Origin of the sequence: Streptomyces sp. NPDC059443 (assembly GCF_042750105.1) — a bacterium.
GTDB lineage: Bacteria > Actinomycetota > Actinomycetes > Streptomycetales > Streptomycetaceae > Streptomyces.
Window position 1 is genome coordinate 42,951 of the sequence record NZ_JBHYVM010000043.1, and the last position, 12,167, is coordinate 55,117.

13 protein-coding genes are annotated in these 12,167 nt (G+C 73.4%); 7 read left to right on the forward strand and 6 right to left on the reverse strand.

The annotated features are described in order from the left end of the window. Positions 1-3: 3 nt before the first annotated feature. The 4 genes from ACFXDJ_RS31765 to ACFXDJ_RS31780 form a co-directional block, all read right to left on the reverse strand. Positions 4-1,098 carry an FAD-dependent oxidoreductase gene (locus ACFXDJ_RS31765; RefSeq protein WP_384654986.1) on the reverse strand — a complete coding sequence of 365 codons (1,095 nt, stop codon included), beginning with the start codon at positions 1,096-1,098 and terminating at the stop codon, positions 4-6. An 81-nt stretch (positions 1,099-1,179) separates the two neighbouring features. Then, complete coding sequence (locus ACFXDJ_RS31770; protein ID WP_384851056.1) at positions 1,180-2,541, reverse strand: cytochrome P450; 1,362 nt, start codon at positions 2,539-2,541, stop codon at positions 1,180-1,182. A 72-nt stretch (positions 2,542-2,613) separates the two neighbouring features. After that, positions 2,614-3,291 carry an HAD family hydrolase gene (locus ACFXDJ_RS31775; RefSeq protein WP_384654994.1) on the reverse strand — a complete coding sequence of 226 codons (678 nt, stop codon included), beginning with the start codon at positions 3,289-3,291 and terminating at the stop codon, positions 2,614-2,616. 57 nt (positions 3,292-3,348) lie between these two features. Next, on the reverse strand, positions 3,349-3,828 hold the full coding sequence (locus ACFXDJ_RS31780; RefSeq protein WP_384654997.1) for an Lrp/AsnC family transcriptional regulator: 480 nt from the start codon (positions 3,826-3,828) through the stop codon (positions 3,349-3,351). Between the two features lie 145 nt (positions 3,829-3,973). On the opposite strand from ACFXDJ_RS31780, the gene ACFXDJ_RS31785 reads away from it, so the two are divergent. The 7 genes from ACFXDJ_RS31785 (at position 3,974) to ACFXDJ_RS31815 (ending at position 10,441) form a co-directional block, all read left to right on the forward strand. Beyond that, positions 3,974-5,344 (forward strand): cryptochrome/photolyase family protein, encoded by a 1,371-nt coding sequence (locus ACFXDJ_RS31785; RefSeq protein WP_384655000.1) that lies wholly within the window; start codon positions 3,974-3,976, stop codon positions 5,342-5,344. Between the two features lie 65 nt (positions 5,345-5,409). Then, positions 5,410-6,003, forward strand: a complete 594-nt coding sequence (locus ACFXDJ_RS31790; RefSeq protein WP_384655004.1) for a histidine phosphatase family protein — start codon at positions 5,410-5,412, stop codon at positions 6,001-6,003. Between the two features lie 80 nt (positions 6,004-6,083). Beyond that, positions 6,084-7,601, forward strand: coding sequence for an APC family permease (locus ACFXDJ_RS31795; protein ID WP_384851059.1), 1,518 nt, complete (start codon positions 6,084-6,086; stop codon positions 7,599-7,601). Between the two features lie 42 nt (positions 7,602-7,643). Beyond that, on the forward strand, positions 7,644-8,066 hold the full coding sequence (locus ACFXDJ_RS31800) for a universal stress protein (protein ID WP_384663275.1): 423 nt from the start codon (positions 7,644-7,646) through the stop codon (positions 8,064-8,066). Between the two features lie 199 nt (positions 8,067-8,265). After that, the gene (locus ACFXDJ_RS31805; protein ID WP_384663274.1) at positions 8,266-9,369 is read left to right on the forward strand and encodes a 7TM domain-containing protein; all 1,104 of its coding nucleotides are present in this window, start codon (positions 8,266-8,268) and stop codon (positions 9,367-9,369) included. Continuing rightward, entirely contained in the window at positions 9,366-10,259 is an 894-nt protein-coding gene (locus tag ACFXDJ_RS31810) for a sugar-transfer associated ATP-grasp domain-containing protein (protein ID WP_384663272.1), read from the forward strand. The genes ACFXDJ_RS31805 and ACFXDJ_RS31810 overlap by 4 nt, the downstream gene beginning before the upstream one ends. Beyond that, a complete protein-coding gene (locus tag ACFXDJ_RS31815; protein WP_384663270.1) occupies positions 10,259-10,441 on the forward strand; it encodes a hypothetical protein in 183 nt (60 codons plus the stop codon). Before ACFXDJ_RS31810 ends, ACFXDJ_RS31815 begins: the two co-directional genes overlap by 1 nt. On the opposite strand, the gene ACFXDJ_RS31820 is transcribed toward ACFXDJ_RS31815, so the two are convergent. Then, positions 10,428-11,081, reverse strand: coding sequence for a response regulator (locus ACFXDJ_RS31820; protein ID WP_384663269.1), 654 nt, complete (start codon positions 11,079-11,081; stop codon positions 10,428-10,430). The genes ACFXDJ_RS31815 and ACFXDJ_RS31820 overlap by 14 nt on opposite strands. Further along, positions 11,078-12,167: sensor histidine kinase (locus ACFXDJ_RS31825; protein WP_384851062.1), on the reverse strand; the 1,090-nt coding region annotated here is incomplete at its 5' end. The genes ACFXDJ_RS31825 and ACFXDJ_RS31820, both read right to left, overlap by 4 nt.

A 12,167-nucleotide genomic window follows, 5' to 3' on the forward strand; every position in this document is an offset into this window, starting at 1 on the left:
CCGCTAGCGGACTTCGGCCGGGGTGCGCGCGAGCAGCCGGTGGATCTCGCGGACCGCGGAGCCGCCGGCCCGGTTGGCGCCGATGGTCGACGCCGAAGGCCCGTAGCCGACGAGGTGGATCCGCTCGTCGCGGACCGCGCGCGTGCCGTCGAGCCGGATGCCGCCGCCCGGTTCGCGCAGTCGCAGCGGGGCCAGGTGGTCGATGGCCGCGCGGAAGCCGGTGGCCCACAGGATCACGTCCGCGTCCACCCGCCGCCCGTCGGCCCAGGCGGCCCCCCGGGCCGTGAGGTGGTCGAACATCGGGCGGCGCTCCAGCACCCCCGAGGCCAGGCCGCCGCGGACCGCCTCGTTCAGCGGCAGGCCGGTCACGCTGACCACGCTCTGCGGAGGCAGCCCCCGACCGACCCGGTCCTCCACCAGGGCCACCGCCGCGCGGCCCTCGGCCTCGCCGAAGTTCCCGTCGCGGAACACCGGGGGCCGCCGGGTGACCCAGGTGGTCTCCGCCGCCACCTCCGCGATCTCCAGCAGGTGCTGCACGGCCGAGGTGCCGCCGCCCACCACGATGACCCGGGCTCCGGCGAACTCGCCCGGCCCGGGATAGTTCGCCGTGTGCAGCTGACGGCCGCGGAAGGTCTCCTGCCCCGGGTAGCGCGGCCAGAACGGCCGGTCCCAGGTCCCGGTGGCGTTGATCAGCGCCCGCGCCGACCAGGCGCCGGACCCGGTCTCCACGAGCAGCCGCCGCCGCGCCCCGTCGCGTACGGCCGTGACGTCGACCGGTCGGCGCACCTGGAGCCCGAAGCGCTCCTCGTACGCGGCGAAGTACTCGGAGATCACCTCGGAGGACGGCCGCAGCGGATCGGCCCCGGTGAGCTCCATCCCCGGCAGCGCGTGCATCCCGTGGACCCTGCCGTAGGTGAGCGAGGGCCAGCGGAACTGCCAGGCGCCGCCCGGACGGGGCGCATGGTCCAGGACCACGTGCCCGATGCCCGCCCGCGCCAGGTGATAGGCGCTGGACAGCCCCGCCTGCCCCGCACCGACCACCACCACGTCCACGGCTGCCGCTACCGCTGCCGCGTCCCGCTCCAAGAAATCGTTCACGGTTCTACCAACCGGGCGCGGCGACGGGATCTTCCCGCGAGCTCCGAGCTCCGAGCTCCGGCCGCCGGCCGCCGGCTTCCGTTACGCCCGGCTCGCGCGCAGGGTCGCCGGGACCGCGCCGACCGGCTGGAGGGTGAGGCCCGGGAGGACCTTGGCGCGGGTGGGACCGCTGTCCAGGTGGAAGCGCTGGGCCAGGACGGCCAGGACGAGGGCGGCCTCGACCAGGGCGAAGCGGGCGCCCAGGCAGGCGCGGGGGCCGCCGCCGAAGGGGAACCAGGCGTGTTCCGGGACCGGGTGCGGGGCGTTCGCGTCCCAGCGCTCGGGGCGGAACGCCTCCGGCTCCGGGAACCAGCGCGCGTCCCGGTGCATCGACCACGGGCTCACCCACACCGACAGCCCGGCCGGGACGGGCCGCCCGCCGAGCTTCGCGCCCTCCGTGGCCACCGCGGAGATCAGCCAGATCGGCGGATAGATCCGCAGCGCCTCCTTGACCACCTGCTGGGTCCAGGGCAGCCGCGCGTAGTCCTCGTAGGTGGGGAGGCGGCCGCCGAGCACCCGGTCGAGTTCCTCCGTCAGGCGCTCGCGGGCCTCGGGCGCCCCCGACAGGAGCTGCCAGGCCCAGGTCAGGGTGGTCGAGGTGGTCTCGTGGCCGCCGATGTAGAGGGTGATCGACTCGTCGCGCAGCTCCGTGCGCGAGAGCGGGGCTCCGTTCTCGTCCCGGGCGGCGAGCAGGCGGCTCAGCAGGTCGTCCCGTTCCTCGCCGGCCGCCGAGGCCGCCTCGTGTTCCCGTATGACGTGCTCGATCTCCCGGTCGAGGACGGCCACCGCCGCCCGCATCCGGCGGCGGCCCGGGGTCTGGACCCACGGCGGCAGGAACAGGGTCAACCCCCTGAATTCCGCGCTCAGTTCCCGCTGCGCCGTGGCCATGGCCGCACTGATCGGTTCCTCCCGTCCGGCGGCGTCGCTCCCGAACAGGGTGCGCACCGCGATCCGTTGGGTGAGTCCGGCCATCTCCTTGTGCACGTCGATCCGTTCGCCCTCGCGCCAGCCGGAGGCCAGTGCGTCGGCGCACTCCACCATCGTGGCCGCGTACGAGCGCACTTGGCGCGGCCGCACGGACGGCTGGACCAGTGCCCGCTTGCGCCGCCAGTCGTCGCCGGTGGCGACGACCACCCCGTTGCCGAGCAACTGGCGGAAGGCCCAGCCCAGTTCGGTGGGTTTGAAGGTGGATTCGACGGCGCCCAGCAGCTCGCCGACGTGCTCGGGCCGCGAGACCAGCACATTGTGCTGAGGGCCGAGCGCCCAGGGCACCCAGTCGCCGTACTCGTCGCGCAGCGACTCGAAGAAGGCCAGCGGATCGCGGGCGAAGGCGGGGAGGTTCCCCACCAGGGGCCACCGGCGCGGTCCGCGCTCGGCGCCCTGAGGCAGCAGGGTGGCGGTCACCCCGGCATGGTGACAGCGCCGCCCCCAAGGCGCCAGAGGCTCAGGCGGTCCGAGCCTTCGGCCGCCAGAAGCTCAGGCGGCCTGTCGGTCGCTGACCCAGGCGTAGGCGGTGTCCGCGCTGAATTCCCGCTGTCCGGAGGGAAAGAGCAGTCCGGCCCCCGCGAAGGCCGGGTCGCCGGCGGTGGCCGCCACGTACGGGATCGCCACGCAGTGCATGCCCGCCGCCCGGGCGGCCAGGGCGCCCGGCGCCGCGTCCTCGACGACCACGCAGTCGGCGGGCTCCGCACCCAGGCGCCGCGCCGCCTCCAGGAACACGTCCGGGGCGGGCTTGCCCTGCGCCACCTCCTCGGCGGAGACCACCGTGGTCAGCAGCGCGTCCAGCCCGGTACCGGCCAGGACCGCGTCGATCGCCTCGCGCGAGGAGCCGGAGGCCACCGCCATCGGGACGCCGTCGGCGTGCAGCCGCTCCACGAACGCGCGCATCTGCGGATAGGCCTCGGTGTGCGTGCGGGCGAGCTCCAGGTACGCGGCGTTCTGCTCGGCGAGCAGCTGCTCCACCGGGGCCTGGATCTCGTACCGGTCCCGGAGGATCTTCAGGGTCTCCAGCGTGCCGATGCCGATGTAGGGGGAGTGGTCCTCCCAGGTGAAACCGGGGACTCCGTGCCGCTCCAGGGTGCGGCGCCCGGACTCGTAGTAGTTCGGCTCGCTGTCCACGAGGGTGCCGTCGAGATCGAATATGACGGAGATCATGCGGTGTGCCCGTCCTGCCTGTACCTGTACGGTCCTGTACCTGTCCCGACCATCTTGTCAGGATTTGCTCGCGGACCGGCCCACGGACTCGACCAGCGGCAGCAGCCGGTGCGGGACCCGCTCGCGCAGGGCCACCTCGGTCCGGGTGCGGACCACGCCGGGAAGGCGGATCAGCCGCTGGATCACGTCCTCCAGATGCTCGTTGTCCCGGGCGGCCACCCGGGTCAGCAGGTCCCCGCCGCCGGTGATGGAGAAGGCCTCGATGATCTCGGGTACGGAGGCCAGCGCGTCGCCGACCTCGTCCAGGTGCCCCTGGGTGACCTCGATGTGCACGAAGGCCAGGACCGGATGTCCGAGCGCGGCGGGGGACAGGAAGGGCCCGGTTCCGGTGATCACCCCGGTGCGCTCCAGCCGGTCGAGCCGGGCCTGGAGGGTGCCGCGCGCGACTCCCAGGATCCGGGCGTACTCGCGGATGCTGGTGCGCGGCTGCTCGATCAGCAGGCGCAGGATCCGTGTGTCGAGCTCGTCCACCGCCATGCCGCGACTGTACCAACGCGCCACCCGAAAGCCTGGCGGCGGCAGCGGCGGCGCATCCGGAGGGAGGTCCGTGCCGAAGTACCTCGTGACAGTCCCACCACCCAGCCCCGCCCCGCCCCACCCGACCCCACCCGGAGCGAACCCCATGAACCTTGCGGTGGTCCTCTACACCTCCGACCTGCGGTTGCACGACCATCCACCGCTGCGCGCCGCCCTGTCCTCCTCGGGGCAGGTGGTCCCGTTCTTCGTCCGCGACCCCGCGATCACCGCCCCGCCCAACCGGCTCGCCTTCCTCGCCGACTGCCTCGCCGACCTCGATTCCGGGCTGCGCGCCCGCGGCGGCCGCCTCGTCGTCCGCTCGGGTGACGCCGTCGCCCAGACCGTCTCCCTCGTACGGGAGGCCGACGCCGACGAGGTGCACATGGCGGGCGGGGTCAGCGCGTACGCGCACGCCCGCGAAGACCGGCTGCGCGCCGCCCTCGAAGCCGAGGGCCGGCGGCTCCACGTCCACGACTCCGTGATCACCGCCGTGGCCCCGGGGGCCGTCCTTCCCGCCGGGTCGGACCACTTCGCCGTCTTCACCCCGTACCACCGCCGCTGGGCGGAGCAGCCCCTGCGCGCCGGCGCCCCCGCGCCCCGCGGTACCGTCCGGGTCCCCGACGCCGTCCGCTCCGATCCGCTGCCCGAGCGCGCCGCCGTCACCGGCACCTCACCGGGACTGGCCCGCGGCGGCGAGGGCGAGGCCCGCCGGCTGCTCGCCCACTGGCTGCGCTCCGGCCTCGACCGCTACCCGGAGACCCACGACGACCTGGCCGGCGACGCCACCTCCCGGCTCTCCCCGCACCTGCACTTCGGCACGCTCTCGCCCACCGAGGCCGTCCACCGGGCCCGCGCCGCCGGCGGCCCCGGCGCGGAGGCCTTCGTACGGCAGCTGTGCTGGCGCGACTTCCACCACCAGGTGCTCGCCGCCCGGCCGGGGGCGGCCGCCCGGGACTACCGTGCGCGCGGGGACGGCTGGCGCACCGGCCCCGCCGCCGAGGAGGAGATCCAGGCCTGGAAGGAGGGCCGGACCGGCTACCCGGTGGTCGACGCGGCCATGCGCCAACTGGCCCACGAGGGCTGGATGCACAACCGCGGCCGGCTCCTGACGGCGAGCTTCCTCGCCAAGACCCTGTACGTGGACTGGCGCGTCGGCGCCCGCCACTTCATGGACCTGCTCGTCGACGGGGACCTCGCCAACAACCAGCTGAACTGGCAGTGGGTGGCGGGCACGGGCACCGACTCCCGCCCCAACCGCGTCCTCAACCCGGTCCGCCAGGGCCTGCGTTACGACCCCGGCGGCGGCTACGTGCACCGCTGGGTCCCCGAGCTCGCGGGACTCCCCGCGCCGCGCGTGCACGAGCCGTGGCGGCTGCCCGCACCGGAACGGGCCCGCTACGACTACCCCGACCCGGTGGTCGAACTCGCCGACGGGCTCGACCGCTTCCGCCGCGGCCGCGATCGAGGCGCCGGGTGACGGCCCGCGGTCCCGTCCGCCCCGTCCTTCGACGCCGGCGGGCCGCAGGGACTAGGGTCCTGAGCGTGAGTGATCTACTGCTGGTGAGGCACGGCGAGACCGCGTGGAGCGTGACCGGGCGGCACACGGGGCGCACCGACGTCCCGCTGACCGCCCACGGCGTGGAGGAGGCGATCTCGCTCGCCCCCTTCTTCCGGGACCGCCGACCGGCCCTGGTGCTGACCAGCCCGCTGCGCCGGGCCGCCGCCACGGCCGAGCTCGCCGGGCTGCCCGGAGGCGTCGCCGACCCCGATCTGTACGAGTGGGACTACGGCGGCTACGAGGGCGTGACCACCGCCGAGATCCTGCGCGAGCGCCCCGACTGGTCGCTGTGGACCGACGGGGTCCCGCCCGGCGACGCCGAGCACCCGGGCGAGAACGCGGCCCAGGTCGGCGCCCGCGCGGACCGGGTACTGGCCCGGGTGGCCGAGGTGCTGCGCGCGGACGGGGGCGATGTCGTCCTGGTGGCCCACGCACACCTGCTGCGCGTGCTGACCGCCCGCTACCTCGGTCTGCCGCCCGAGGACGGCCGCCTCTTCCTGCTCCGCACGGGCACCTTCAGCGTGCTGTCCACGGAGCACGGCCTCCCGGTCGTCGCGGGCTGGAACACCAGCCCCTGACCTCTGGCCCCTGACGTCCGGCCCCGCCGTCGCGTGTCTCCCGCCTCGCGCGCCGACGTGGTCTGCGTGACGATGCGTACATGGGCCACGAAGACCACGTCGGCGGCACGGGGATCCCGGAAACGGACCCGGACGCGAGGCTCCAGGCCAACGCGATCGGATTCCTCGACGCGCTCGTCATCGGTTTGAACTCGACCTCGCCCGCCTACTCCCTGGCCGCGGTCATCGGTCCGATCGTCGCCCTCGCCGGGATCTACGCGCCCGGCGTCATGCTGGCCTCCTTCGTCCCGATGCTGCTGATCGCCGCCGCCTTCTACTACCTCAACAAGGTCGACCAGGACTGCGGAACCACCTTCTCGTGGGTGACGCGGGCCATGGGCCCCTGGGCCGGCTGGCTCGGCGGCTGGGCCATCGCGATGACCGGCGTCCTCGTCATCGGTTCGCTCGCCGACGTGGCCGTCCACTTCGGACTGCTCGCCGCCGGCCTCGACGGCTGGGCGGCGAACCAGGCGGTCCGCCAGGGCCTGACCGTCGTGGTGATCCTGGCCATGACGGCCGTCTGCGTCATCGGTACCGAGATGTCCGCCCGGCTCCAGGACGTCCTGATCCTCGCCCAGGTCTTCTTCCTGCTGGTCTTCGCGGTGGTCGCCATCTACCGGGTCTACGCGGGCACCAGCACCCTCGGCGGGATCAGACCCTCGGTGGACTGGCTCAACCCCTTCGGCGCCGGTGGCACCGCCCTGACCGGCGGACTGCTGCTCGGCGTCTTCATCTACTGGGGCTGGGAATCGGCGGTCAACCTCACCGAGGAGGTGGAGGACTCCGCCACCGCGCCGGGCAAGGCCGGCATCTGGTCCACCGTGGTGCTCCTGGTGACCTACCTGTCCGTCGGCTACGCGGTCGTCGCCTACGCGGGCACCAAGTTCCTCTCCGAGAACGCGGGCGAGGAGGAGGCCGTCTTCGCCGTCCTCGCGCACGAGGTCATGGGCGGCTGGGACTGGATGGTCCTGCTCGCCGTCTGCACCTCCGCCCTCGCCTCCACCCAGACCACGATCATTCCCGCTTCCCGTACCGCCCTGTCCATGGCCCGCCGGCACGCGCTGCCGCCGCACCTCTCGCACATCCACCCGCGCTTCCACACCCCGGACGTGAGCACCTGGTGGGTGGCGGTCATCGCCATCGCCTGGTACCTCGTCGTCAACCAGATCAGCGAGAACGCCCTCCTGGACTCCCTGACGGCCCTCTCCCTGCTCATTTCCTTCTACTACGCGCTCACCGGCGTGGCCTGCGCCGTCTACTACCGCCGCCACCTGCTGGAGAGCGCGCACAACTTCCTGCTGATCGGCCTCGGCCCGGTGGTCGGGGCCGGCCTGCTGGCCTGGCTGCTGGTGAAGTCGGTCTCGAACATGTCGAACCCGGAGAACTCCGCGAGCGGGGTCTCCTGGTTCGGACTGGGGCCGCCGCTGGTCATCGGGATCGGGATCGCCGTCACGGGAGTGCTGGTCATGTGCTTCTGGCGGATCCGCGACGGCCGCTTCTGGCAGGAGCGGCGCGGGGTCGCCGACCCGGAACTCGTCCGCGGCTTCAAGAAGCCCTGAGCACGTGACACCCACCCCGACGGGAACCCGAGAGGAGCCCCGATGTCCGTAGTCCTCGGGTACGACGAGTCGCCCGGCGCGGAGCGCGCCCTGCGCGTGGCGCTGGAGGTGGCCACCGCCTTCGGCGAGCCGCTCGTCCTCGTCTACGGGGCGGCCGCCCCCGGCTCCACCGGCGAGGAGTACCGCGCGCACCGGGAAGCCGTCCGCGAGGCGGGCCGCAGCGCCCTCTCCCGCGCGGTGGAGGCCGCCGACGAGGCGGGGGTTCCCTCCACGGTCGAGGTGGTGGACGAGAAACCGGCCCAGGCCCTGCTCGACGCCGCCGAACGCCACCGGGCCCGGGTGATCATCGTCGGCAGCTGGGGGGACAGCCCGATCCGCGGCGCCCTCCTCGGTTCCACCCCGCACAAACTCCTGCACCTCTCCCCGGTCCCGGTGCTCTGCGTCCCGACGGAGAGCGCCCCGTAGCCGTAGCCGTAGCGCCCCGCGCGCGCAGCCACGTACGCGTAACTTTCGTTGCCCCTCCCGGGCCGATCGTTACTACTGCGCGCCGTTGCCGTTCCTCGAAGCTGGCCATGTGTATGACCTGCGAAAAGACGAAGCAAGCGTGGACGGCGCCGACCGGCCGCCTTCCCCCGAACACCGAGGCGGGCGCAGGAGGGCGCCGGTGCTCTTCAAGGTCCTCGCGGCCGTAGCCGCCCTCGGACTGCTCCTGCTCGGCGTGCTCAGCACCCCGGACCGTGCGCTGATGCGCTCGTCGGAGGTCATCGGGGAGCGGGAGATGATCCGCATCGGCGGACCGAACGGCAAGACGGCCGAAGTCCTCGCCATGATCGACACGGGTGCGTCCTCGTCCTCGATGGACACGAAACTGGCGAAGGAGCTCGGCTTCGATCTCGCCAAGGCTCCCCGGGTCACCGTTGGTTCGGCCCTCGGCCGCGAGGAACGACCCGTAGTCGACTCCACGATGCACCTGGCCGGCCGGACGTTCACGGCCAAGACCAACGTCAACAACCGGTCCAAGCGCGAGACCCCCGTACTCCTCGGCCGCCAGGACGTCCAGGGACTCCACGTGGCCGTGGGGAAGCGACTGCTCACCCAGCCCGACGCGGCCACCGCGCCGTCCGCCCTGCGGATCCTGTTCACCAAGGCCCCGGCGATCGACCCCGTGTCGATGATGGCGCTGCTGCCCCTGGCGGCCCTCGTGATCGTCCTGTTCCGCGTGGTCGTCGGGCTGAACACGCTGGGCACCTTCAGCCCGGTCCTGCTGGCGCTCGCGTACGCACAGTCCGGCCTGCTCCTGGGCGTGCCGCTGACCCTGGTGATGTTCGCGTTCGGCTTCTCGATGCAGCCCCTGCTGCGCCGGCTGCACCTGCCGCGCGTCGCGCGCCTCGGGGTACTGATCGCCGTGGTCACCTCGGGGCTGATCGCCGCTCAGCTCACCCTGGGAGGCTTCGGGCTCTCCGACGCCTGGGGCATGTCCCTCCCGGTCGTCGTCACCGCGATCATCACCGAACGGCTGTGGGAGCAGTGGGACCTCGACGGCATCCGGTCCGCCGCCGTCGGCGCGGCGCTGACCATGGGCACCGCCGTACTCGTGGCGCTGCTCCTGCTCACCCCGCACGTGCGCCACCTCGCGGAAGCCGTACCGCTCCAGCTGGCGCTGGTCTGCGCCGTGTGGACGGCGATCGTCGGAACGTACCGCGGGCTGCGGCTGAGCGAGCTCTTCAGGTTCGCACCGGCCGCCAAGGCCCAGGACGTCGCCTCGTGAACCGGTTCCGCGGCTGGGATCCGGTGATGGGCATGAACCTGCGCAACGCCCGGATCTCCGAACACAATCCGTCGGCCGCCATCCGGCTGGTCAACGACAAGTACGCCACCAAAGAGGTGCTGGAGTCCGTCGGCGCGCCCACCTCTCCCACGCTGGCCCTGCTGCGCTCCCGCCGGGAGATCGCCGCACTGGACTGGGATGCCCTGCCCGACTGCTGGGCGCTGAAACCGAACCAGAGCCTGGGCGGCAACGGCATCCTGCTCGCCTTCGGCAGGCGGCGGAGGCAGTGGCACTCCTCCTCCGGCAAGAGGATCTCCCGGGCGGTGGTCGCCGAGCAGCTGCGCCGCATCCTGGACGGGGAGTTCTCCCCGCGCCCCACCGACTGGGCGATGTTCGAACCACTGATCCGGGCCCACCCGGACCTGGAGCGCCTCTCCCACCAGGGACTCCCCGACATCCGGGTGATCTGCCACGGCGACCGGCCGCAACTGGCGATGCTGCGCCTACCCACCCGCTTCAGCGGCGGCCGGGCCAACCTGCACCAGAAGGCCATCGGAGCCGCCGTCGACCTGGCCACCGGCCGGATCACCCACGCCCTCGTCGGCAAGGAGCCGACCGAGACCCACCCCGACACGGGCGAACCCCTGATCGGCAGGGCCGTGCCGCACTGGCCGCAGGTGCTCGACGCGGCCCGCCGGTGCGCGAGCGCGACCGGCCTTCGCTACCTGGGCGCGGACATCGTCGTCGACGCCGACCGCGGGCCGCTCATCCTCGAAGTCAACGCCCGCCCGGGTCTGCAGATCCAGAACGTCACCGGGCACGGCCTGATGACGGCGACCACCCCCACACCCGCCCCCACCCCCACACCCGAACACCTGAGGAGGCACTGATGCGCTGGACCGCGCTGGTGGCCAAGACCGTCGTCGCCGGGGCAGCCGGTGCGTTCCTGGCCGTGAGCGCCGCCGGGGCGCCGCCGCCGCGGCAGGCGCCGGGCCCGGAAGGCACCGTCGAGGTGCCGGCCGGTCAACACCGGGCCACGGAACGGCCGTCCAGCAGTCCTACCGGACGCTGAGCCCGGCGTCGTGGGCCAGGACGGCCGCCTGGACCCGGTTGGCGCAGCTCAGTTTGGTCAGCATCCGGCTCACGTACGCCTTGATCGTGCCTTCTCCGAGGTGCAGTCGCTTGCCGATCTCCGCGTTGGAGGCGCCGGTGGCGACCATGGCGAGCACCTCCAGTTCGCGGTCGGTGAGATCGGCGATCCGGTCGATCCGCGGGTCGGCCGGACCCTCGGGGCCGCTGAGGTACTGGTCGATGAGGTGCCGGGTGATCTGCGGGGACACGACCGGCGCACCGCCCGCGACCGTGCGGACGGCCTGGATGAGCTCCTGAGGGGTGCTGTCCTTGAGCAGGAACCCCGCCGCTCCCGCTCTCAACGCCCGCTCCACGTAGGCGTGCTCGCCGAACGTGGTCAGCATGAGGACGCGTACCGAAGGGGCCCGGGCGGCGATCCGCTCCGCCGCGTCGAGTCCGTCGGTGCCCGGCATCTGGATGTCGAGCATGGCCACGTCGACCTGGTGCTCGACGGCCAGCTGGAGCGCCTCGTGCCCGTTCGAGGCCTCCGCCACCACCTCGATGTCGCCGGCGTGTTTGAGGACCAGTCTGATTCCGGCGCGGACCAGCTCCTGGTCGTCGGCAAGGAGAACGCGTATCACAGCAGGAACCTCGTGGTCTGTGGTGTCGGTCGGAGGGAGACGGGCGGCCCGGTGTCCCCGTGGCGTGCGGGGGCCTCGCGCGAGACGCCGCTCCGTTCGGGCTCCGGCGGCCCGTCCTCCGGCGGGTAGGGGACGAAGGCGAGGGTGACGAACTGCAGGGCGACGGCGCTCACGACCCCGAGGCCCATGGCCGCGGCGGTCGCGGTCTGGTTCAACCACGTCCGCGCGGCTGCCGTCAGCGCCTCCCGGCCCTCGGACCCGGCCGGGTGCGGGACCGCCGGGCCGCCGTCCAGGGGGATGCGCGCCACGACGGCGTAGCCGCCGTCGCGGGTGGGGCCGGCCAGCAGCGTGCCGCCGAGCAGGCGGACCCGTTCGTCCAGGCCCACCAGCCCGAGGCCGCCGCCGGGCAGCCGCCGCACCGAACGGCCTTCGGGCTCGGGGCCGTTGCGGACATCGACCCGTACGTGCCCGGAGCCGCTGCGGACGGACACCCGTACGGCCGCCCCCGCGGCGTGCTTGTGGACGTTGGTCAGCGCCTCGCGGATCACCCGGTGCACCGCGCGCCGGGCGGCGGGGGCCGCGCCGGCCAGGTCCCGGCCGGTCCACTCCAGCGTCACGGCGACTCCGGCCGCCCGGGACTGGGAGACCAGGACGGCGACATCCGCCCGGGTGCCCGTCTCGGCGGTCAGCGGCTCCGACGCACCCGTCGCCGGACCTTCGGCACGCAGCACCCCCAGGACCCCGCGCAGCTCGTGCATCGCCTGCCGTACGGTGCTGTGCACCAGCACCGCGCTGCGATGGACCTCCGGATCGTCGGCCGCGCTGGCCAGTTCCAGCCCGCCGGAATGCAGGGCGATGAGACTCAGCCGGTGACCGAGCAGGTCGTGCATCTCGCCGGCGATCCGGGACCGCTCCCGGGACCTGGCCTGTTCCTCGGCCGAGCGCTGCGCCCGTTCCAGGTAGGCGTTGCGCTCCCGGAGCGCCTGGACCAGCCGTGGGCGCGGGGCCGCCCCCCCCCCCCGCCCACCGCGCCGGCCCCCCCACACCAAACCGCGGACGAGCACCAAGAATAACCAGTGAGGTATA

What these genes read in the sequence shown, in the direction of transcription:
- ACFXDJ_RS31780 (WP_384654997.1), bottom strand. Translation starts at nt 3,828, where the DNA reads ATGGCGGTGGACGAGCTCGACACACGGATCCTGCGCCTGCTGATCGAG.
- ACFXDJ_RS31815 (WP_384663270.1), top strand. Translation starts at nt 10,259, where the DNA reads ATGCGCTGGACCGCGCTGGTGGCCAAGACCGTCGTCGCCGGGGCAGCC.
- ACFXDJ_RS31795 (WP_384851059.1), top strand. Translation starts at nt 6,084, where the DNA reads ATGGGCCACGAAGACCACGTCGGCGGCACGGGGATCCCGGAAACGGAC.
- ACFXDJ_RS31785 (WP_384655000.1), top strand. Translation starts at nt 3,974, where the DNA reads ATGAACCTTGCGGTGGTCCTCTACACCTCCGACCTGCGGTTGCACGAC.
- ACFXDJ_RS31800 (WP_384663275.1), top strand. Translation starts at nt 7,644, where the DNA reads ATGTCCGTAGTCCTCGGGTACGACGAGTCGCCCGGCGCGGAGCGCGCC.
- ACFXDJ_RS31775 (WP_384654994.1), bottom strand. Translation starts at nt 3,291, where the DNA reads ATGATCTCCGTCATATTCGATCTCGACGGCACCCTCGTGGACAGCGAG.